At 68.5% G+C, this 19,810-nt stretch carries 20 protein-coding genes and 3 tRNA genes; 13 read left to right on the top strand and 10 right to left on the bottom strand.

Annotated elements, in window-relative coordinates; translation table 11 throughout:
* Positions 1-55: 55 nt before the first annotated feature.
* The 3 genes from ACGF7Y_RS08800 to ACGF7Y_RS08790 all read left to right on the top strand — a co-directional run bounded on the left by ACGF7Y_RS08800 (position 56) and on the right by ACGF7Y_RS08790 (position 1,885).
* On the top strand, positions 56-1,234 hold the full coding sequence (locus ACGF7Y_RS08800; protein WP_393231142.1) for an alpha-hydroxy-acid oxidizing protein: 1,179 nt from the start codon (positions 56-58) through the stop codon (positions 1,232-1,234).
* A gap of 131 nt (positions 1,235-1,365) precedes the next feature.
* Complete coding sequence (locus ACGF7Y_RS08795) at positions 1,366-1,776, top strand: MarR family transcriptional regulator (RefSeq protein WP_357123355.1); 411 nt, start codon at positions 1,366-1,368, stop codon at positions 1,774-1,776.
* Between the two features lie 24 nt (positions 1,777-1,800).
* Positions 1,801-1,885 (top strand) — tRNA-Ser (locus tag ACGF7Y_RS08790).
* Between the two features lie 42 nt (positions 1,886-1,927).
* Here the strand turns inward: ACGF7Y_RS08790 and ACGF7Y_RS08785 are convergent.
* A complete protein-coding gene (locus ACGF7Y_RS08785) occupies positions 1,928-3,070 on the bottom strand; it encodes a nitric oxide synthase oxygenase (protein WP_393231139.1) in 1,143 nt (380 codons plus the stop codon).
* 574 nt (positions 3,071-3,644) lie between these two features.
* On the opposite strand from ACGF7Y_RS08785, the gene ACGF7Y_RS08780 reads away from it, so the two are divergent.
* Positions 3,645-4,718, top strand: coding sequence for an alpha/beta hydrolase (locus ACGF7Y_RS08780; protein ID WP_393231137.1), 1,074 nt, complete (start codon positions 3,645-3,647; stop codon positions 4,716-4,718).
* Here ACGF7Y_RS08780 and hisC read toward each other — a convergent pair.
* Positions 4,715-5,788 carry a histidinol-phosphate transaminase gene (gene hisC / locus ACGF7Y_RS08775; protein ID WP_393231134.1) on the bottom strand — a complete coding sequence of 358 codons (1,074 nt, stop codon included), beginning with the start codon at positions 5,786-5,788 and terminating at the stop codon, positions 4,715-4,717. The genes ACGF7Y_RS08780 and hisC overlap by 4 nt on opposite strands.
* A gap of 117 nt (positions 5,789-5,905) precedes the next feature.
* On the opposite strand from hisC, the gene ACGF7Y_RS08770 reads away from it, so the two are divergent.
* The 4 genes from ACGF7Y_RS08770 to ACGF7Y_RS08755 all read left to right on the top strand — a co-directional run bounded on the left by ACGF7Y_RS08770 (position 5,906) and on the right by ACGF7Y_RS08755 (position 7,746).
* Positions 5,906-6,613 (top strand): dienelactone hydrolase family protein, encoded by a 708-nt coding sequence (locus ACGF7Y_RS08770; RefSeq protein WP_393233057.1) that lies wholly within the window; start codon positions 5,906-5,908, stop codon positions 6,611-6,613.
* A gap of 88 nt (positions 6,614-6,701) precedes the next feature.
* Positions 6,702-6,791, top strand: a tRNA-Ser gene (locus ACGF7Y_RS08765).
* A gap of 34 nt (positions 6,792-6,825) precedes the next feature.
* Positions 6,826-6,898 (top strand) — tRNA-Arg (locus tag ACGF7Y_RS08760).
* 179 nt (positions 6,899-7,077) lie between these two features.
* Entirely contained in the window at positions 7,078-7,746 is a 669-nt protein-coding gene (locus ACGF7Y_RS08755; RefSeq protein ID WP_393233055.1) for a pentapeptide repeat-containing protein, read from the top strand.
* An 89-nt stretch (positions 7,747-7,835) separates the two neighbouring features.
* On the opposite strand, the gene ACGF7Y_RS08750 is transcribed toward ACGF7Y_RS08755, so the two are convergent.
* Positions 7,836-8,081: a hypothetical protein gene (locus ACGF7Y_RS08750; RefSeq protein WP_393231132.1), complete on the bottom strand. Its 246-nt coding sequence runs from the start codon at positions 8,079-8,081 to the stop codon at positions 7,836-7,838.
* A 46-nt stretch (positions 8,082-8,127) separates the two neighbouring features.
* Entirely contained in the window at positions 8,128-8,346 is a 219-nt protein-coding gene (locus tag ACGF7Y_RS08745) for a hypothetical protein (protein ID WP_393231131.1), read from the bottom strand.
* 199 nt (positions 8,347-8,545) lie between these two features.
* On the opposite strand from ACGF7Y_RS08745, the gene ACGF7Y_RS08740 reads away from it, so the two are divergent.
* Positions 8,546-8,920, top strand: a complete 375-nt coding sequence (locus ACGF7Y_RS08740) for a hypothetical protein (RefSeq protein WP_393231128.1) — start codon at positions 8,546-8,548, stop codon at positions 8,918-8,920.
* 198 nt (positions 8,921-9,118) lie between these two features.
* Complete coding sequence (locus tag ACGF7Y_RS08735) at positions 9,119-9,580, top strand: DUF6228 family protein (protein WP_393231125.1); 462 nt, start codon at positions 9,119-9,121, stop codon at positions 9,578-9,580.
* A gap of 25 nt (positions 9,581-9,605) precedes the next feature.
* On the opposite strand, the gene ACGF7Y_RS08730 is transcribed toward ACGF7Y_RS08735, so the two are convergent.
* The 5 genes from ACGF7Y_RS08730 to ACGF7Y_RS08710 all read right to left on the bottom strand — a co-directional run bounded on the left by ACGF7Y_RS08730 (position 9,606) and on the right by ACGF7Y_RS08710 (position 13,882).
* The gene (locus ACGF7Y_RS08730; RefSeq protein ID WP_393231122.1) at positions 9,606-10,328 is read right to left on the bottom strand and encodes a maleylpyruvate isomerase family mycothiol-dependent enzyme; all 723 of its coding nucleotides are present in this window, start codon (positions 10,326-10,328) and stop codon (positions 9,606-9,608) included.
* 495 nt (positions 10,329-10,823) lie between these two features.
* Positions 10,824-11,216: a RidA family protein gene (locus tag ACGF7Y_RS08725; protein WP_393231119.1), complete on the bottom strand. Its 393-nt coding sequence runs from the start codon at positions 11,214-11,216 to the stop codon at positions 10,824-10,826.
* Positions 11,217-11,379: 163 nt separating this feature from the next.
* Entirely contained in the window at positions 11,380-12,105 is a 726-nt protein-coding gene (locus tag ACGF7Y_RS08720; protein ID WP_393231117.1) for a DUF998 domain-containing protein, read from the bottom strand.
* Between the two features lie 218 nt (positions 12,106-12,323).
* Positions 12,324-12,752, bottom strand: coding sequence for a very short patch repair endonuclease (locus ACGF7Y_RS08715; protein WP_393231115.1), 429 nt, complete (start codon positions 12,750-12,752; stop codon positions 12,324-12,326).
* Complete coding sequence (locus ACGF7Y_RS08710) at positions 12,749-13,882, bottom strand: DNA cytosine methyltransferase (protein ID WP_393233052.1); 1,134 nt, start codon at positions 13,880-13,882, stop codon at positions 12,749-12,751. The genes ACGF7Y_RS08715 and ACGF7Y_RS08710 overlap by 4 nt, the downstream gene beginning before the upstream one ends.
* A 335-nt stretch (positions 13,883-14,217) precedes the next feature.
* On the opposite strand from ACGF7Y_RS08710, the gene ACGF7Y_RS08705 reads away from it, so the two are divergent.
* Both ACGF7Y_RS08705 and fadD32 read left to right on the top strand, forming a co-directional pair.
* Positions 14,218-15,468, top strand: a complete 1,251-nt coding sequence (locus ACGF7Y_RS08705) for a KasA/KasB family beta-ketoacyl-ACP synthase (RefSeq protein WP_393231112.1) — start codon at positions 14,218-14,220, stop codon at positions 15,466-15,468.
* 108 nt (positions 15,469-15,576) lie between these two features.
* The gene (fadD32, locus tag ACGF7Y_RS08700) at positions 15,577-17,505 is read left to right on the top strand and encodes a long-chain-fatty-acid--AMP ligase FadD32 (protein ID WP_393231109.1); all 1,929 of its coding nucleotides are present in this window, start codon (positions 15,577-15,579) and stop codon (positions 17,503-17,505) included.
* Here fadD32 and ACGF7Y_RS08695 read toward each other — a convergent pair.
* Positions 17,502-17,780 carry a putative quinol monooxygenase gene (locus ACGF7Y_RS08695; RefSeq protein WP_393231106.1) on the bottom strand — a complete coding sequence of 93 codons (279 nt, stop codon included), beginning with the start codon at positions 17,778-17,780 and terminating at the stop codon, positions 17,502-17,504. The two genes, fadD32 and ACGF7Y_RS08695, sit on opposite strands and share 4 nt — an antisense overlap.
* 218 nt (positions 17,781-17,998) lie before the next feature.
* Here ACGF7Y_RS08695 and ACGF7Y_RS08690 point away from each other — a divergent pair, with 218 nt between their 5' ends.
* Complete coding sequence (locus tag ACGF7Y_RS08690) at positions 17,999-19,810, top strand: ABC transporter ATP-binding protein (protein WP_393231103.1); 1,812 nt, start codon at positions 17,999-18,001, stop codon at positions 19,808-19,810.

The following is a 19,810-nucleotide window of genomic DNA, read 5'->3' as shown; positions in this document are numbered from 1 at the left end:
ACGCAATCCGGCAAGCGGCCTGCGGTGACCGGCGTCACGGACTACCGTTCCGGTGGTGAGTGGCGGCTTCATCGATTTCCAGAACGAGATCTACCTGGGCGGTCTGGGTGGCTCGACACCCGAATTGCCCATGACCGCCGCGGGTCTGGAGACGCTCGCCCGGGAGCGGCTCGATCCGGCCGCCTTCGCCTACGTCGCGGGCAGCGCGTCCGCGGAGCGCACCGCCGCGGCCAACCGGTCGGCCTTCGACCGCTATCGCATCCTGCCGCGAATGTTGCGCGGCTCCACCGGGCCCGGCGTCCGCGATCTGTCCGTCGAGGTGCTCGGCACGAAGCTGGCCGCGCCCGTGCTCACCGCGCCGATCGGCGTCCTCGAACTGCTGCACGAGGGCGGCGAGGTGATCGTCGCCGAGGTCACCAAGGAACTCGGCATCGGCACGGTGCTGTCCACCGCCGCCTCCTCGACCATCGAGGACGTCGGCGCCGCGGCCGGAGCGTGGTGGTACCAGCTGTACTGGCCCGCCGACGACGAACTGGCCTGCTCGTTCGTCCGGCGCGCCGAGCGGGCCGGGGCCTCGGCGATCGTGGTCACCGTGGACACCCCGACGCTGGGCTGGCGACCGCGCGACCTCGAGCAGGCGCACCTGCCGTTCCTGCACGGCAAGGGCATCGCCAACTACCTGTCCGACCCGGTGTTCCGGGCCAAGCTGCCGGCCGCGCCGGAGGAGAGCGAGGATGCGATGCGAACGGCCGTCCTCACCTGGGTCGGACTCTTCGGCAACCACACGCTGCGGCCCGCCGACCTCGCACGTCTGCGCGAGTGGACCGACCTCCCGATCGCGGTGAAGGGCATCCTGCATCCCGATGACGCGCGCCAGGTGGTGGACGCGGGCGCCGACGCGGTGGTGGTGAGCAATCACGGCGGCCGCCAGGTGGACGGCTCGATCGCGGCGCTGGACGCATTGCCCGCGGTAGTGGCCACCATCGGCGACCGCGCCGACGTGCTGTTCGATTCCGGTCCGCGCACCGGTTCCGACGTGCTCATCGCACTGGCCTTGGGCGCGAAGGCGGTGCTGTACGGGCGGCCGTGGGCCTACGGCCTCGGTCTCGCGGGCGCGGCGGGGGCCCGGCACGCGTTGCGGGCACTGCTCGCCGATTTCGACTCCGCGCTCGGCCTCTCCGGGTGCACGAGCCCGGCCGGGGTGAACCGCGCCCTGCTGTCCACGGTGCGCTGACCTGCGATAGTTGCCCATTTCCGCAGTTAGCCGAGCATAGAATGGCCAGCGTGCATCCCGAACCGAGCGGTCGCGTCCTGGCCGAGCCACGCTGGCTCACCCCGGCGCAGCAGCGCGCCTGGCGCGCCTACATGGACGGTCACCAGCGCCTGATGACGGCGTTGAATCGTCAGTTGCAGCGCGACAGCGACCTGTCCGTCGCCGAATACCGGATTCTGGTTCTGCTCTCGGAGGCTCCGGACCGCTCGCTGCGGATGAGCGAGCTGGCCGACGGCGTGCTGTCCTCGCGCAGCAAGCTCACCCATCAGATTCGGCGGCTGGAGGCGCAGCAGATGGTCCGCCGCAACACCTGCCTGGAGGACGGCCGCGGCGTGCTCGCCGAACTCACCGACGAGGGCCTGCGCCGCCTGCAAGCCGCCGCGCCCGGCCACGTCGAAGCCGTCCGGCGCCACTTCATCGACCTGCTCGCCCCTGCCCAGCTCGAGGTGATCGGCGACGTCTTCGGACGCGTGGACGAGGAAATCGGTAAGCACTCCGGCTGAGCCGTCGGCTACGATCGGTTCCCTGGAGACGTGGCAGAGCGGCCGAATGCACTCGCCTTGAAAGCGAGCGTCGCGAGAGCGACCGGGGGTTCAAATCCCTCCGTCTCCGCTCCACTCCTCGCCGACCCATGCGCATGGAGTGCATGAGCGGTTATCCCGCGGTGTCCGCGCTGAAATCCCTGCGGACGAAGTTCGGCCGGATGTCGAGATCGGGTGGGTCGTAGTAGCGGTGGAAGGTCGGTGTCAGCCCGGATGAGATCGGCGGGTTGATCCAGGACCAGTCGGTGGGGCAGGCGCGGCCCGCGGCTTCCTCGCGTTGGACGTGATCGCAGAACTGCTTGGCGACGGTGTGGTGGTCGACGATGTATACGCCCGCCTTGCGGAAGCTGTGCAGCACCGCGCGATTGAGCTCGACCAGGGCCTGATCGCGCCAGAGGTTGCGCTCGGCCCTGGTGTCCAGGCACATCATCTCCGCGATCAGCGGGAGCATGTTGTAGCGGTTGGCGTCGCTGAGATTGCGCGCGCCGATTTCCGCGCCCAGGTACCAGCCGTTGAACGGCGCGAACGGATACGTCATGCCGCCGATCTCGAGATTCATATTCGACACGGCGGGCAGCGCGTGCCAGCGCAGGCCCAGGCCGGCGAACCACTCGAACTCGGGGTGCTCGAGTTCCACCTCGCGTGCGAGTTCGGGCGGGATGTCGAACCAGCGGATCGGCTCGTCCGGCGTGCTGATCAGCAGCGGGAGAATGTCGAACGGCGTTCCGGCGCCGCGCCACCCGAGCTTCATCGCGAATTCGGTGAGCTCGACGTTGGCGGCGTCGCCGGTGACCGTGCCGTCCCCGTTGCGATAGCCCGCGTACCGGATGATCTGCGGGCTGACGATGCGGAACTCGCGCCCGTCCGCTTGCCGTGGCGGCCCGACGGTGATCATCGACTGGATGGCGCCGTTGTTGGTGGCCATGTGCAGATGCTGCCAGCAGATCTCGGCCAGATCGCGTGCCGAGCGCACCCGCCGGGCGTCGAGCAATTTCAGCGAGCGCCAGTGTTTCCGGCCCACGCAGCGGGCGTGATTACGCCAGGCGACTTTGGCTCCGATCAGGATCTCCTCGGCGGTCTGGAGATAGGAGCCGGTCTGTTCGAGCTGCTCCAGCGCGCTGCGCCTGCGCTGGGCGCTCAGGTGCGCCAATTCGGGCAGCCGGAAGAACTCGTCACACTCCCGCATCCGGCGTTCCAGATCGGCGCGGAAAGTCGCTGTGTCCGATTCGTTCTCGATCGAGGAGACGGGTGACATTGGATTCACGGTTTTCTCCGGTCGGGCATAGGTGCTGCGATGAAACAGACGAGTCGAGCAGGAGAATTCGCGCGTGAGCGCGCCGGTACCGCTGGAGTCGCGTGGCGGCCCGCGAAGGCGCGCAGGGCAGATGCCGTGAAATAGCTCCCGTCCGAACATCATTTCGATCCCAGAAGGGCTTTCGAGAACGAGAACCGGGCGGCCGGTCCGCATACCTCGCCGAAACGCAGGGCGATGACCTCGGCGCCAGCGGTGTGGATACGCGATCATGCCCGTCCTGGTTCGAATTCCGAAAAGGCTCGGCGCTCAGCGTACGGCGGGTGTGCTGATGGTGTGCCGCGATTTGCTGGATTTGCTGGATCGTCCGGAGGGGAACCGGATCCGGCGTGCCGAGTACCGTTGACCGGGTCTACCTTTCGAGGGCCGGGCGGTTCGCTTCTGCCCGATGTCGACGGTCTGGCTTCTGCTGTCGGAGGTCACCGAAGGCCACTGCCGCATGCTGAGTGCGGTGGGTGTTCCTCGACATGGTGATGGCCCTCGGCCCACCCTCGACGTCTCTGGCAGGATGGTTCGCATGCTCTGTCGCCGCCGGGTGCGGCGTTGGCTTTCCAGCGCCCTGATCACTGCCGCACTCGTCTCCGGTGCGGTGTCGTTCGGTGCTCCCCAGGTCACGGCGGCGCCCGGTAAAACGCCGCCGGTCAACACCGGGTCCGCGGACGGGCCGGGTCCGGCCGAACCGACCAGTAAACAGCCCTCGACGCCACGGATCGAGCGCGTCGAACCGATCAACGATCGCTGGCTGCGTGTCTTCGTCGCCTCGCCCGCGATGAGTCGTGAGGTCGAGGTGCAGGTCCTCCTCCCGCGCGACCAGTCGCACCCCCGTCCCACCGTGTACATGCTCGACGGGCGCAGCGCGAGCCCCGACAGCAACAACTGGACCGAGCTGGGGCACGCCGACCGCTTCTACGCGGACAAGGACGTCAACGTCGTGCTCACCGTCGGCGGTCCGGCCAGCTTCTACACCGACTGGCAGCAGGCCGACCCGGTGCTCGGCACCAACAAGTGGGAGACGTTCCTCGCCAAGGAGTTGCCCCCGCTGATCGACGCGAAGTTCGACGGCAACGGCACCAACGCGGTCATGGGCGTCTCGATGGGCGCGGAGGCCGCGATGATGCTCGCGTTCCGCCAGCCGACGCTCTACAAGGCGATCGCGGCGCACAGCGGCTGCTTCTCGATGGGCACCGATATCGGCCAGGCGCAGGCGCGCGCCGTGGTGGCCACCTACATGGGCGAGCCGGACAACATGTTCGGCAAGCAGGACGACCCGGCCTGGCTGGCGCACGACGTCACCCTGCACGCGGACGCGTTGCGCGGCAAGACGATCTATCTGTCCGTCGGCAGCGGCCTGCCCGGCGTGCACGACGTGCCCGGCACCCCGAACGTCGACCTGCCCAGCGCCATCACGTTCGGCGGCCCGCTGGAGGCCGCGACCAACGCGTGCACCCGGCGGCTCACCGACCGGCTTCGGTCGCTCGGCATCCCGATCACCGCGCACTTCCGTGCCACCGGCACGCACTCCTGGCCGTACTGGGAGGACGAACTCGCCCTCTCCTGGCCGACGATCGCGCCCGCGATCGGCGTGCGCTAAACCAGGAACCGCGCGAGCACCTCCGGCTCACGGGCGAAGCTCAGGAACAGATCGTTCTCGTGTGGGTCGCCGATCGTGACGCGCACCCCGTCCGTCCCGTACGGCCGCACCAGCACCCCCGCCGCCGCGCTCGCCTCGCCGAACTCGGCGCTGCGCGCGCCCAGCGGCAGCCAGACGAAGTTCGCCTCGCTCGGCGGCACCGGGTAGCCCGCCGCCACCAAGGCGTCGCGCACCCGTGCGCGTTCGGTGACCAGGAGGTCGGTGCGATCCAGCAATTCGTGGCGCGCCTCCAGCGACGCGATCGCCGCCGCCTGCGCGAGGCGGTTCACGCTGAACGGGATGTGCACCTTCAGCAGGGCCGTGATCACGGCCGGGTCGCCCACCGCGTAACCCACCCGCAGCCCGGCCAGGCCGTACGCCTTGGAGAAGGTCCGCAGCACAACCACATTGGGCCTGCTCCGGCCGATCTCGACGCCGTCGGGGTGGTCGGCCAGCCGGACGTACTCGTAGTACGCCTCGTCCAGCACCACCAGCACGTGCGACGGCACCGCGTCCAGGAACCGGACCAACTCGGCCTTGCCGACGGCGGTGCCGGTCGGGTTGTTCGGGTTGCAGACGAAGACCAGCTTGGTCCGCTCGGTGACCGCGGCGGCCAGCGCGTCCAGATCGTGCACCTGCCCCGGCGTGAGCGGCACCTGCACGGCGGTGGCGTTGCCCACCTTGGTGACGATCGGATACGCCTCGAAGGAGCGCCACGCGAACAGCACCTCGTCGGACGCGGACGAGCAGGTGATCTGCACCAGCTCCTGGCAGAGCGCCACACTGCCGCAGCCGACCGCGACGTTCTCGAAACCGACCCCGAGGAACTCGGCCAGCACCGTGCGCAGCTCGGTGACCTGATTGTCCGGATACCGGTTGGCCAGTTCGGCCGCCTCGGCGATGGCTTTGGCGGCGGCGGGCAGCGGACCGACGGTCGTCTCGTTGCTGGCCAGTTTGACCGCGCCGGGATTGCTGCGGCCGGGGGTGTACGCCGGGATCGATTCGAGGTCCGGCCGGATCTGCGCTGTCACACTCCAACCCTAATCCGCGCCGTGGAAAGCCCGATCGGCGTACCGGAAAATCTCTGGTCTATAGGCCCTCACGTGCAATTTCTACCGAAGATCGGCAACGCGCCCTACGCTGGTTTCATGTCGGGCACCTACGACGATATGGCCCCGCTGCGGGCGAGCGACCAGGAAGACGAGCGGCCGGCCAGCGGTGGGCAGGTGCCCATCACGGTGGTGGAGCCGGAAGGAAACGCACGCGGCGGGATCGTGCTGCTGCACGAGTCCGGCGAGTTCACCGGCCGATTACGCGACCTGATGGACGCGCTGGCAGGCGAGGGCTGGACGGTTGTCGCACCCAAACTCTTCCATCGGGGAGGCGGCCAACCCGGCGACGGAGTCTTCGGCGACGAGCTGTTCGACGACTTCGACGCCTGCTTCGACTGGCTCACCCGGCGTGGGGTGTTCCCCGACACCATCGGCGTGCTCGGCTTCGATTCCGCGGGCACCGCGGCGTTCCTGGTCGCGACCAATCGTCCGATCGGCGCCGCGGTGAGCGTCGCGTCGCCCGGCATCGTCGAGCCGCTCACCGACCAGGCCGACGCCTTGGTGCGCGCCGCTCCGAACCTGCAGGCGCCGTGGCTCGGCCTGTTCGGCGTGGACGACCCGGCCACCCCGCCCGCCCAGGTCGACCAGCTGCGCGACGCCACCGCTCGCGCCGCGGTCGCCAGCCTGGTCGTCACCTACCCCGGCTCGCACCACCGCGCCGACACCTCCGACGCGGACGACGGGGATGATGCGGTCGATTCCCAGACCAGAATCTTCGATTGGTTCGACAGTAACCTACGCTGACCAGCCGTTTTGTGATCTGGACGGTAGCTACTGTAACCTTTTGGCTCGGCGGTTCGAAAGGACCGGTGCCCTCGAAGAGAAGGCTCCAGGAGGCGTGCCAGAGCGGCCGAATGGGACTCACTGCTAATGAGTTGTCCCTTCACGGGGACCGGAGGTTCAAATCCTCTCGCCTCCGCCAAGCCCGGGAAACCGGGTACAACTGAATAACACCTGCGCCCGTAGCTCAACGGATAGAGCATCTGACTACGGATCAGAAGGTTAGGGGTTCGAATCCCTTCGGGCGCACTCTTCGGAAGGCCCCTCCGCTTGATGTGGAGGGGCCTTCCGCATTTCTTTCGACACCTGATGACAACTTCGCCGCTGAGTGGAGCAGCCAGGCCCTCACCCCGTTACGCTGCGCGGCGTTAGGTGAATTGCGTTGTGCAGCGGCGGGGCGAGATGGCAAGGAAGGTGCTTTGGCAGAGATGACCACTGCGCGCGGTCGTTCGCTGAGTAGCGTTCGTCGTTGGCCCGAGGACCCGCTGGCTCACCGGGCGCTGTCCGACTATCTGGAGAGGCTTACCGCCCGCCCGTCGGCGAAGCAGACGACGTCGTCACTCCTCAATGGCAACGGGCTGGATTTCGCGGGTTCGGACCTGTCCGGGCTGGACCTACTCGGAGCAGAACTCAGTGAGTCCGCGATGGACCGAGTGCTGCTTGTCGGAGCCGATCTGTACACCGCTTGGCTTGCCGGGGCGCGGTTGTCGGAAGCTGATCTGAGCGGAGCCGATCTTCGAAAGGTCCAGGGGCGTGGCTGTCACGCGCGGTACGCGAAGCTGTGCGACGCCGACATGCAGCGAGCGGATTTCAGCCAGTCCGATTTCCTCGGCGCGGATCTCCGTGGAGCGTGCCTGCGACGAGCCTCGTTCTCCGGATCGGATCTTCGTGACGCCGACCTCCGCGGGTGCGTATTCGAACGAACACGACTCTCGGGTGCTCGGCTGGCGGGCTGTGCTGTCGACGGCGTGAGCGGCTTGGTCATCGGGCCTGTCGACGTCGGTGTCGACTGCCCAGATCTTCTGGACGGGCCGGAATTGCTGGGTTGGTTCACGTCCAACGGCGCGGCTGATGTCGAGGTTCACCAACCCGCATAGGGCGGTGAGCCGCCGAGCGCGGCCGCATTCGCTGGGAACAGAAACTATGTTCAGCCGACGTCCCTCCGGCACTCTGGCCGGCGCGCTGGTCAGACGCGGTCCTCACCGAGCAGCAGATATGCCGCAGCCAGGTGAACCAGGCAGTCGTCCGGGCGATGTCGGGCGTGGATATTCCGCAACTTCTCGGCGCGCTCAGGCGTCAGATCCAACAGGTGGACCTTGCACATGTGTTCCGCCAGCTTTCCGTCGGCCTGGACGAAGGTCTTGTGGTCCTCGGCAGATGGAAAGGGCCGGGGTGCTTCTGCCGAGTGCTCCGGGCGGTCGGACGACGTCACGATGCTCCTTTCGATCGTTTGACGCGGGGCTTGTCGAGAAGGGCGTTCAAGCCCAAAGCTCAGCGCAGGGCAGCGGTGGTAGGTCGGCTCGCACGTCGTCGTCGATGGTCACGACGAGCGCTAAGCCGGAAAGCGTGGCCAAGGCGTCGGCGACATGCTGGGCTTGCTCTGCACCTGCCTGATGGTCCAGCGTCAGCGCGCCGGATTCGATGTGAATGTGTCGTATCCGTGGCGACTGCTCGGTTGGCGCATTCCAGGTTCGCATCGGGTGGATTGCTGCCCTCGGCGCCGCGGTGGCGATCGTCTGTGCGTGCGCCGCTGGACGAAGCTGTCTTCAGGTGATGGCTACGTCGGCTCCACCGGAAGCTCGACGTCGAATTCGGACGAGTCGGTGCTTGTCGGCTCTGGGGCGGGGGTGACGTCGCCGAGCCCTGATCACAGGGGCAGATCGATATACTCTCTGCGTGCCGTTGATCGAGGTGACCTATGCATCGTGTGTCCCCGAGGCGATCCTTCGCGAACTCGCGCAACGACTTCCGCATCTGGTCTCGGTGGCGGTCGAATGCCCGGAGGAACCGTACGACTCGGATCTGCAGCCGGGAGATGTCGAGATTCGATTCCGGGAGTTGGGTCCGTTCGATCGCAGTGGGCTGGATGTGGTGATCGAGGTGCGGTCGAAGTGGTTCGCCAGCCGGGCCGACAGTAGGCAGGAGCGGGTCGAGCGACTGTACGCCGAGATCGAGCAGGCGACAGGACTGGACCATTTCGGGGTCTACTTGTCGCTGCCGGTCGCCGCGTGGGAGCAGAGCGAACCGGACCGGACGGCAGGTCAGGCTTGACTGGGCCCCCGGACAGGAACGAGAGGCTGCGTTCAAGGTACGTGAGGCGGCGGAGAAGGAACCTCCGGGCACGTCGCCGCAGGTGCAGCGTGGTTATCGGCACAGCCAGGAACGGAGCCGGGTAATCGAGCGCGGCCGGTGAATTATCTGCGCCGGAAGGCCTGGCTTGGCGCTCGCGCCCGGAGTTAGCCTGGAGTTGTGGGGTGTGAATTCGACCTCGGGTCGGCCGAGGACGGGCAGGCGGTGGAATTGATCTACCCAACTCTCGGGAGCAGGGTCAGGATTTGGAACCGTATTGCGCCCTATGACGACGAGATCGTGGCGTTTTGTGCCGAGCTCTCCGGCGAGCAGATGCGTGCCGCGGTTCACGGGCTCACTGTCGATTTGTACGAAGGTAGCTCTCTGGCACGGTTTCTCGATGGTCTGGCGGCGGAATTTACCGGCTGGTCCGGCATCCGGATCTGGGAAAGCCTGGATCGCGATCTGCGGGTCGAGGCGCAGCACCATGCGCGTGGCTACGTCGAGATGACCTGGACGTTGAGCCCACACGACTGCGCCCGTCCGAACACGTGGAGCGCATCCGTGGTCACGGGTCTGGAAGCAGGGGAGGAGATGCGGCGATTCGCCGTGGCAGTCCATCGGTTCCTTCAACCCTCGTGAATCGAACCGATGGATGAACGACATTTCACTTCCAGGCGGGAAGGTCCGGGAGGGTGCCGGTCAGGTCGGAGCCGGGGCTGCGGCCCAGTAGCCAGGCGGCGAGGGAGGAGGCGGGGCCGGAGATGGTGTGGGTGGCGGGGGTGGGGCCGATGGTGGCGGTGAAGTCGGAGTCTGTGGCGTGGAGGGTGAAGGGGGCGAGGGGGGTGTCGGTGGTGAGGCGGGTGAGGTCGGCGGTGGCCTGGGGGAGGATTCGGGTGACGAAGGGGGCGGGCCAGTGGGCGGGGGTGTAGCCCGCGTTCAGGTCGACGTGGTGGATTTCGACTTCTTGCAGGCGCATCCAGAGGACTTCGGTCGCGGGGATGGGGCGGCCTTGGCGGGTGCGGACCTGGGCTTGCCACGCGTCGTCGGTGAGTGAGCGGGCGAGGCCGAGGAAGCGGGTGGCGGCGGCCTCGTTGTCGGCGAGTTGCTCGGAGAGCGGGCGGGGCGCGCCCGCTTCGATGTCGCTGTCGCGCAGGAAAGCGCTGGCGTATTGCGGGATTTCGACGCCGGTGTGGGCCCACAGCAGCAGGTTCACCAGGCTGTCGGCGTTGCGGGCGAGGTGGGCCAGGACGTGGCCGCGAGTCCAGCCGGGCAGCAAGGAGGGTTGGGTGACGGCGTGCTCGTCGAGGCCACGGATGGTGTCGAGCAGGCGGGTGGTCGCCTCGGCGACGGTGTCGAGTTGCACGGGGGTCTGCGAGGCGGTGGTCACGGTTTCGACCCTAGCGAGAGAGAACCCGGCTCGTCGCGAACGACGGGCCGGGTTCGTTCTGGGAACAGGGTGATCCGAGGCCACCGGAAACCGACGGCATGAGTGCGGGATGGGCGTCCCTCGAATCGGTCACCTGCTACCGCTCGATGGACTGCTCAGTCCTCGACGCCGGGATGGCGTCGGCTCCGGAAGAGCGGCAGGTGCCGGTCGAGTCTCGGCGAGCGCGGACACGGCGCGATCACCACCCCATGCGAGCCGGCCCGCCGGGCTCTGTGATGTGCCCGGGCCGTTGAGTTCGTCCGGCGCTGGGCGTCGAACTACGGCGCGGCGGCCACGGGTCTCGCGGCGATCGCCGGTCCGGTCGGCGGATTGGTGATGTTCGGGAGCGCGGTGACGTGGCGTCGGGGTTCTGTAACCGGAGTCGAGCACGATCAGTTCGTCGACCAGCGTGTGCGCGGACTGCGGGCACGCGAAGGAATCGCGCCGCTCGTCGCCCTACCCGGCGACGATCGCGTCGGCTTCGATCTCGACCAGCAGGGCCGGGGTGATCAAGCCCTTGATCTCGTACATGGCCGTCGCCGGACGGATCTCGCCGAACACCTCCGCGTGCGCCTTGGCGACCTCGGGCCAACGGGCGATGTCGGTGACGAAGATTCGGGTGCGCACCACGTCGGCCAGGCTCGCGCCCGCCTCCTCCAGCGCGGAGCCGATGCGCCGCAGAGTTTCCCTCGTCTGCTCGCCGATGTCGTCGCCGCCGACGGCCGTGCCGCCGGGGGCGGAAGCGGTGGTTCCGCTGACCGCGACGACATTGCCGAGCCGGACCGCCCGCGAGTAGCCGACGAGGTCTTCGAACTCCGAACCCGAGGAGATGTTCACGCGATCACTCATGGGCGAAAGCATCGCATGGCGCCGAGCGCGGCCCGCTCTGCGAGGCCCGCCACACGCGCCGATCAGCCGCGCCAAGGGCATTCTCGCGGTCCTGGAAGGTTCGCACGACCACGGTGTCGCCGTGCACGCCGAAGCGTCATCCGCAGCGATCGACTCGCAGTCGTCAGGATCCGTCCGGGCGACTCGGTAATCGGCTCGGCTCGGTCCGCTCCCGGCTCTCCACGATGACGGCGGCCGCCAAGGCGATCAACCACAGCGACATCGCTCCCACCTGAATCCGCTGGGCGATCCCGAGCGCGTAGTTCCCCGGCAGATTGTCGGCCACCAGCATCCAGGTCGTCGCCAGCGCGCCGATCACCAACACGACGAAGCCGAATTCGCGCAGCACCCGCCAGCGCCGGTAGCGGAACGCGGCGAGGCTGAAGGCGCACGCGGCGACCGCGATCGAGGTGACCGCCAGCGTGCTCGTCAGCGCGTGCGGCTGATGCAGTTGCGGAAACAGTTCGCTCGGGCCGCCGCACCCGCTCTCGCCGGGCGTGCAGTCGCGCAGCGGTAGCAGGACGTCGGCGATGGTCGCCGCGCCGAAGCAGAACAGCGCGATCCAGCCGACCGTGGTCATCCTGCGGCGCGGGAACAACAGCAGTCCCGCGACGGCGGCGGGCATGAGCGACACCCCGACGATCAGGTCCGCGGTCGCGAACACCTCCCGGTACGGCTTGCCCTCCGCGTCCAGTTCGCTGAGGAACGTGTCGACCGGGTCGAGATCGATCTTCAGCGCGAACTGGAGCACCCAGGACGAATAGCAGAGCCCCGCGATCGCGATCGCCGCGGCGACCAGCACAGTTGCCGGTCGCACCCGCCGAACGGCGATGTCCGAGCCATCCGTCACGTCCCCATTGTGCTGGTTTCCAGAGCGCGCCGGACAGCGGCGGGCCGCACACATCATTACCATCCGGGACACAGGGTCTTGTCAGCTTCGCCCGGCACGCTGGGTGACAGCTGCAACTCGAGGAGGTCCCCATGCTCGGTTTCGCGACTGCCGCCGCCGGAATCGCGGTCATCACGGTGATGGTGATGTCCGGCTACCTGGCCGCACACGCTCCGCGTTCACTCGTGCGGGTGCGCCACCACCGCTGACAACTCGGCCTGGACGCGATCGGCCGCGCTGACGGGATCCTCGTGCTCCCAGACGCGGACCACGCGCCATCCCGCCGCGACGAGCGCCGCGTCGGTGGCCCGGTCCCTGGCCACGTTGCCCGCCAGCTTGATCGCCCACCATTCGGCGTTGTTCTTCGGATCGGTGGCGTGCTGCGGGCAGCGGTGCCAGAAACAGCCGTCGACGTAGACCGCGACTCGCCGGCGTGGGAAGACCAGATCCGCGCGCCTGCGCTGGCCCCGGATCGGCGCGCGGTCGACGAAGTAGCGCAGCCCGCGGCGATGCAGTTCCCGGCGCAGCGCGAGTTCGGGATCGGTTCCGGTGCGCCGCTGGCGCGCCATCCGCGCGCTGGTGGCCGCGTCGGTAGGGGGCCGGTTCATGCCGCCCAGCCGCCCATCCGATCCAAATGGCATTCCACATCGGCCAGGAAGCCGGGCGGGAAACGCAGACTGCCCATGGTGGTGCGGCGAAGGAACCCGGCGGTCGCGCGGGCGGACAGCAACCGCGCGTCGGTGAGGAAGTGGGCCAGGTCCTCGTACGGCTCGTGCACCGGCCAGGTCGAGACCGGCACCCGGTAGGCCATACCGGAGCGCCCCCACGCCGCGACCGGCCATGGCGTGCCCGGCGCCAGCGGCTGATCCCCGGAGATCGGGGCGAGCGGAGCGGCCAGCCGCGATCCCACCCAGGCCGCCATCCGCACGCTCACCGCGTTGCCGACCAGCTTCCAGCGGTGGCCCTTCCGGATGCCCGGCATCTCGGTGGCGGGTGCCGTCCAGCCAGGGTCGAAGCCCTGGAGGCGTTCGGCGTCCGAGATTCCCGGCGTGACGATCTCCCCGGACGGCAGCCGTACAGCGGGCGGGCTGGCGATGCCGAGCGCGGAGCCGCCCTTCAGCGTCGGAACCGCGTTCACCGCCCAGCCCAGCCCACGCACCCCTTCGGTCCAGTAGAAGCCGCACGGATCGACCTCGGGATCGCCGATGACGCGGGGACCGGCGTCCTCGCCGAACAGCACCCCGCGCGGGTCCTCGGTGCGGGAAGCCAGCATCAGCACCCGCTGTCGGCGCTGGGGCAGGCCGAAGGCGCGGGCGTCCACTACGCGGTAGGCCCAGGTATAGCCGAGTTCGTCGAGCGCGCCGGTGATGTGCCGCATCGCCGCGCCGCGCCCGAGCTGGAGCATGAAAGGCACGTTCTCGATCAGGAGCCAGCGTGGGCCGCGCTTGCGGCGCACCAGCCGGAACACCTCGTCGACCAGACCCGAGCGCGTGCCGGTGATGCCCGCGGTGCGCCCCGCCTGGGACAGGTCCTGGCACGGGAATCCCGCCGCGACCAACTCCGTTCCGGCCGGAATCGCCCGCAGCCGGGTGATGTCGGAATGCAGGGGCACGTCCGGGAAACGGGCGGCGAGCACCCCTTGGGCCCCGGGCTCGATCTCGCACAGCAGCTCGGTGTGCCAGCCGTGCCTGCCGAGGCCGAGCTCGAGTCCGCCGATCCCGGCGAACAGCCCGACCATCCGCGCGCCCGTCAACGACCTTCCCTTTCTCGCGTCCACACCGGACGCCGCCCGCGCGTCCCGTGCCCGGGGAGCAGGTTACTCGAGTCGTCCGAGGCGATACCCGAACACGCGACCATCGGTCTCGGCACCTGGTACGGTCCGCGTGTCACGCAGTGCGATCCGTGCGCATTTCCAATAATGCACAAGGGTGGTCGCGCACGGACGTGATGACCGGCCGTTCCGCCTGCGCTCCAGTGCTATCCGTGCGGGCCGCCCACGATCCTGGTGGCGCGCTCGCGCATTGCTTCTGCTCGACGACGTTCCAGAGCGACGCTAGGGAAAGTGAGCGAAACATGCAGATGCCTTCCACCAGAAACGGACAGTTTCCCCCCGTTGTGGTCACCAGCCTCGCGGCGACCACCTCCCTCGCGGGTGACGTGGATTCCACGTGGAAGGGCTTGCTCAACGGCGACAGCGGTATCGACGTCCTGGAAGACGATTTCATCGACGAATTCGAACTGCCGGTGCGCATCGGCGGCCATCTCGAGGTCCCGCCCGCGACGTATCTGGACGTGGCGGAGGCCCGCAGGCTCGCCTACGTGGAACAGCTGGCCGTCGTGCTCGGGCGTGAGGTCTGGCGCAACGCGGGCAGTCCCGAAGTGGACAAGCACCGTCTGGCGGTGTCGATCGGCACGGGGCTCGGCGGCGCGGAGGCGATGATCCACGCTCGGGACAAGCTGCGAAACGGGGGTTACCGCAAGGTGTCGCCGTACACCGTCCAGGCCGTGATGCCGAACGGCGCCGCCGCCTGCGTCGCGCTGGAACTCGGGGCGCGGGCCGGGGTGACGACGCCGGTGTCGGCCTGTTCCTCCGGTGCGGAGGCGATCGCCAACGCGTGGCGGGCGATCGTCATGGGTGACGCCGACATGGTGGTCACCGGCGGCGTGGAGGGTTCCATCCAGGCCCTCGCCATCGCGGCGTTCAGCATGATGCGCGCGATGAGCACCCGCAACGACGCGCCGAAGAGCGCCTCACGTCCGTTCGACGCCGAGCGGGACGGCTTCGTCTTCGGCGAGGCGGGCGCGCTGATGGTGCTGGAGACCGAGGAGCACGCCAGAGCGCGCGGCGCGACCATTCACGCCCGGCTGATGGGCGCCGGCATCACCTCCGACGGCTTCCACCTGGTGGCGCCGGACCCGGAGGGCACCGGGGCCGCGCGTGCGATGACCCGTGCGATGCGGACGGCGGGTCTGGCCAAGGCCGACGTCACACACGTCAACGCGCACGCGACCGCCACTCCGATCGGTGACACGGCGGAGGCACGCGCGATCAGCCAGGCAGTGGGCAACCACGCGTCGGTCTACGCGCCCAAATCGGCCCTCGGTCATTCCATCGGCGCGGTCGGGGCGCTCGAATCGGTGCTCACGGTGCTGAGCGTGCGCGACGAAATCGTTCCGCCCACGCTGAATCTGGACAATCAGGATCCGGACATCGATTTGGACGTGGTGCACGGCCAAGCCAGGCCCGGCCGCATCGATTACGCCCTGAACAACTCGTTCGGATTCGGCGGGCACAATGTCGCGCTCGCCTTCGGACGGTACTGACCGCCAGGTGGCCGGGACACCTGCTAGCCTTCCCGGCGCTTCGTTATCGACCTGTGTTCGGTGTCATTGCACGCCCTGAGTGGCTGTGCGCTGGAAAAGGATAAGGCGATGATCGACGAAACCTTCGACGACTATCTGGACGATCAGGGCAATATCAGAATCCGCGGCGACAGGACCCTGATCGACTTCGTCGACAAGCACAGCGCGGAGAACGGCGACGAACTCGCCTACCGCTTCATCGACTACTCCCGGGAAAGGGACGGCGAGTACCACGAACTCACCTGGCGGCAGTTCGGTGTGCGCTTGCACGCGGTGGCGGCACGGCTGCAACAGGTCACCCAGCCGGGCGACCGAGTGGCGATTCTCGCTCCGCAAGGACTCGACTACGTCGTCTCGCTGTTCGCCGCGGTGTACGCGGGCACTATCGCGGTCCCGCTGTTCGATCCGGAGGAACAGGGCCACACCGACCGCTTGCACGCGGTGCTGGGTGACTGCACTCCGGCGGCGATCCTCACCTCGGGCTCCGCGGCCGGTGGTGTGCGGAAATTCTTCCGGCATCTGCCGCCGCCGCAGCGTCCGCGCATCATCGCGGTGGAGGCGATTCCCGATAGCGTCGGCGCCTCGTGGGTGCGCCCGGACATCAACATCGACAGCGTCGCCTATCTGCAGTACACCTCGGGGTCGACCCGGACGCCCGCGGGCGTAGCGATCACCCATCGAGCGGTGGGCACGAATCTGTTGCAGATGATCGATGCCATCGGCGTCACCGAGCATTCGCGCGGGGTCACCTGGTTGCCGCTGTTCCACGACATGGGCCTGCTCTGCGTGATCCTGCCGACGGTCGGCGGCGGATTCATCACGATCATGTCGCCGAGCGCGTTCGTGCGCCGCCCTTATCGCTGGATCAAGGAGCTGGCCGCGGCCTCCGACGGCGCCGGAACATTCGCCGCCGCACCCAACTTTGCGTTCGAACACGCCGCGGCGCGCGGGAAGCCGAAGCCGGGCGAGAAATTGGATCTGTCCAATGTGATCGGGCTGATCAACGGCAGCGAACCGGTGTCGGTGTCGTCGATGAAGAAGTTCAACGACGCGTTCGCGCCGTACGGGTTGCCGGAGACGGCGATCAAACCCTCCTACGGCATGGCCGAGGCGACGGTGTTCGTCTCCGCCACCCGGGCACGGGACAAGGCGAAGGTCGTCCATGTCGACCGGACCGAGTTGAACGCCGGGCGGATGGTCGAGGTCGCCGCTGACGCGGACAACGCCATCGCGCAGGTGTCCTGCGGGTACGTCGCGCTGTCGCAGTGGGCGGTGATCGTCGACCCCGAACACGGCACCGAGCGACGGGACGGCGAGGTCGGTGAGATCTGGCTGCACGGCGAGAACATGGGCATCGGGTACTGGGGGCGCCCCGAGGAGACCGAGGCCACCTTCCGCGCGAAACTGGCCGCCCGATTGCCCGAGAACAGTCACGCGGAGGGCACGCCGCCCGACGCCAACTGGATGCGCACCGGCGATTTCGGCGCCTACCTCGACGGCGAGCTGTACATCACCGGCCGGGTCAAGGACTTGGTCATCGTCGACGGCCGCAACCACTATCCGCAGGACCTGGAGTTCTCGGCCCAGGAATCCAGCACGGCGCTGCGCCCCGGCTTCGTCGCGGCGTTCTCGGTGCCCGCCAACGAACTGCCCGCACTGGTCTTCGAGCAGGGCAGCCGCTCCGGTCTGGCGTTCGACGCCGAGGACACCTCCGAGCAGTTGGTGATCGTCGCCGAGCGCAATACCGGTGCGGGCAAGCTCGAGTCGGAGTCGGTTGCCGACACCGTGCGCGCCGCGATCGCGCATCGCCACGGCGTCATGGTCCGGGACGTGCTGCTGGTGCCCGCTGGTTCGATTCCGCGCACGTCCAGCGGCAAGATCGCCCGCCGCGCCTGCCGGGCGGCCTATCTGGAGGGCACGCTGCGCGGCGGCCACCAGCAGCAGGCGTTCCCGGACGCGCCGCAGGATTGGGAGTCGGAGACCGCGGTCGTCGGCTAGAGCCGGGTCTCGGTCTCGTACTCGAATTCCCGGATGTCGGCGCCCACGATCAGAGCGTCGAGGTCGCCCGAGGTACCCGTGCCGCGGAAGCGTTCCACCGCGGCACGGGTGGTCCAGCGCTCGTAGACGTTCACCCGATCGGGTTCGAGCAGGTCCGCGCCGAGGCTGAAGTCCAGGCAGTCTTCGCGGGCGCGGGCCAGGGCCACGACCTCCCGGCAGCTGTCGAGGTAACGGTCGCGATCGGTGACCCGCAGATATCCGGCGACGATCAGCATGGGAGGAAGTCTAGATCTGTGCGGTTTGACCTCGAGTTCACTCGAGGTTGTTGGCTTGGCGAATGAGCGTCGCACCCGTCGCCGCGGATCTCCGGCGGCAGCCGGAAAATCGGTTGGTCGATACACGTTCCGGTGCGACCCTGGAATGTCGGACCCCGCTGCGAACATCACCGTGGGTCCCGTTCTCCGCCGCCAGTCACATACCTCGAGGGGGAGTCTTGTCTGTCGCACTGGACGTTTCGTCGGCCGAACCGGAGGCCGATAGAACGGGGCGGCCCGCCGCCACGGGCCGCCTGCATTCTCTGCGCCGATTCGGGCCGTACCTGCGTCCGCATGCCGGCATCCTGCTCGCCGCCAGCGGCCTCGCGGTGTTGTCCGGCCTGACGGCCGTCGTCATCCCGCTGATGATCGCCCGGATCATCGACGGCCCTGTCGCCCACCGCGATCTCGCGGGCGCGCTCGGGCCGGTGGCCGCGGTCGCGGCGCTCGGCCTGGTGGAGGCCGCAGGCGTGTGGGGGCGCCGCTGGCTGATCGCCGCGCCCGCGACGCGGTTCGAGATCACGGTGCGCGCCGAGATCTTCCGCAAGCTGCAAGCGCTGTCGATCGGCAGGCACGACGCGTGGGAGTCGGGTCAGCTGCTCTCGCGAGCGATCGATGATCTGGCCACCATGCGCCGGTTCGTGTCCTTCGCGGCGCCGTTCCTGCTGGTCCACTGCGTGATCATCCCGGTCGGCCTGCTCGTGCTGATCGCGTTGAGCCCGCAGATCGGCTTGATCTTCGCGGTGATCTCGATCCCGCTGGTGATCGGCTGCATTCGCTTCGAACGCCGATACGCGGTGGCGTCCAGGCGTTCCCAGGACCAGTCCGGCGATTTGGCCACGACGGCAGAGGAATCCGCGCAGGGCATCCGGGTGCTCAAGGCGTTCGGGCGCGGCGTGTTCTTCGGCCACCGCTTCACCGCGCAGGCGCAGGAGCTACGGCAGACCGAGCTGCTGAAAGCGCGCCTGGACGCGACGTTGTGGTCGCTCATGGTGAGCCTGCCGCAGCTGGCCATCGCGTTCGCGCTGGGGTACGGCGGGTACGCGGTGGCCCACGGCACGATGACGCTCGGCACCTTGATCGCGGGCATCACGCTGGCGACCTTCTTGCAGTGGCCGATCATCTGGACCGGCTTCCTGCTCGCCGAGCTGAACGACGCGCGCACCGCCGCCGACCGGTACTGGGAGATCATCGACACCCCCGCCGACATCACCGATCCGGCCGACCCGGTGGAGCTGCCCGAGCGCATCCGCGGCGAATTGCGCTTGAACGCCGTGCGATTCGCCTTCCCCGAGGCCGAAGACGATGTGCTGCGAGAGGTGACGTTACGGGTGCGCCCCGGCGAGACCGTGGCGCTGGTCGGGGCGACGGGCAGCGGCAAGACGGCGCTGCTCAACTTGATCCCGCGCCTGTACGACGTGACCGACGGCGCGATCACCATCGACGGCATCGACATCGCGACGATGCGAGTCGCCGATCTGCGGTCGCTGGTGTCGGTCGCCTTCGAGGATCCGGTGCTGTTCTCCGCGAGCGTGCGCGAGAACGTCGCGCTCGGCGACCCGACCGCCACCGACGCCGACGTTCGCCGCGCCCTGGAGGTCGCGCAGGCCACCGAGTTCGTGGACGACCTGCCTTGGGGCTTGGACACCAGGATCGGCGAACAGGGCCTCAGCTTGTCCGGTGGCCAGCGGCAGCGGCTCGCGCTGGCCCGCGCGGTGCTCACCGGTGCGGGCGGGGGCGAGCGCAGCCGGATCATGGTGCTCGACGACCCGCTGTCCGCGCTCGACGTGGAGACCGAGGAGCGGGTGCAGGCGCGCCTGCGCACCGTGCTGGCCGACGCGACGACGCTGCTGGTCGCGCATCGCCCGTCCACGGCGGCGCTGGCCGACCGGGTGGCGGTGCTCGCCGACGGCCGGATCGTCGCGGAGGGCACCCACGATCAACTGCTGCGTACCAGTAGGAGCTACCGCGAACTGATGGGAGGTGAGTAG

It is taken from the genome of Nocardia sp. NPDC047654 (genome assembly GCF_043205035.1).
Lineage (GTDB): Bacteria > Actinomycetota > Actinomycetes > Mycobacteriales > Mycobacteriaceae > Nocardia.
The sequence above is the reverse complement of the archived record's forward strand: the minus strand, read 5'-3'. Positions and strand labels throughout refer to the sequence as shown.

Coding starts and splice junctions, on each gene's coding strand:
- ACGF7Y_RS08755 (WP_393233055.1), top strand. CDS start 7,078: ATGACCACTGCGCGCGGTCGTTCGCTGAGTAGCGTTCGTCGTTGGCCC.
- ACGF7Y_RS08705 (WP_393231112.1), top strand. CDS start 14,218: ATGCAGATGCCTTCCACCAGAAACGGACAGTTTCCCCCCGTTGTGGTC.
- ACGF7Y_RS08795 (WP_357123355.1), top strand. CDS start 1,366: ATGGACGGTCACCAGCGCCTGATGACGGCGTTGAATCGTCAGTTGCAG.
- ACGF7Y_RS08745 (WP_393231131.1), bottom strand. CDS start 8,346: ATGCGAACCTGGAATGCGCCAACCGAGCAGTCGCCACGGATACGACAC.
- fadD32 (WP_393231109.1), top strand. CDS start 15,577: ATGATCGACGAAACCTTCGACGACTATCTGGACGATCAGGGCAATATC.
- ACGF7Y_RS08785 (WP_393231139.1), bottom strand. CDS start 3,070: ATGTCACCCGTCTCCTCGATCGAGAACGAATCGGACACAGCGACTTTC.
- ACGF7Y_RS08710 (WP_393233052.1), bottom strand. CDS start 13,882: ATGGTCGGGCTGTTCGCCGGGATCGGCGGACTCGAGCTCGGCCTCGGC.
- ACGF7Y_RS08695 (WP_393231106.1), bottom strand. CDS start 17,780: ATGCTGATCGTCGCCGGATATCTGCGGGTCACCGATCGCGACCGTTAC.
- ACGF7Y_RS08725 (WP_393231119.1), bottom strand. CDS start 11,216: ATGAGTGATCGCGTGAACATCTCCTCGGGTTCGGAGTTCGAAGACCTC.
- ACGF7Y_RS08770 (WP_393233057.1), top strand. CDS start 5,906: ATGTCGGGCACCTACGACGATATGGCCCCGCTGCGGGCGAGCGACCAG.
- ACGF7Y_RS08715 (WP_393231115.1), bottom strand. CDS start 12,752: ATGAACCGGCCCCCTACCGACGCGGCCACCAGCGCGCGGATGGCGCGC.
- ACGF7Y_RS08780 (WP_393231137.1), top strand. CDS start 3,645: ATGCTCTGTCGCCGCCGGGTGCGGCGTTGGCTTTCCAGCGCCCTGATC.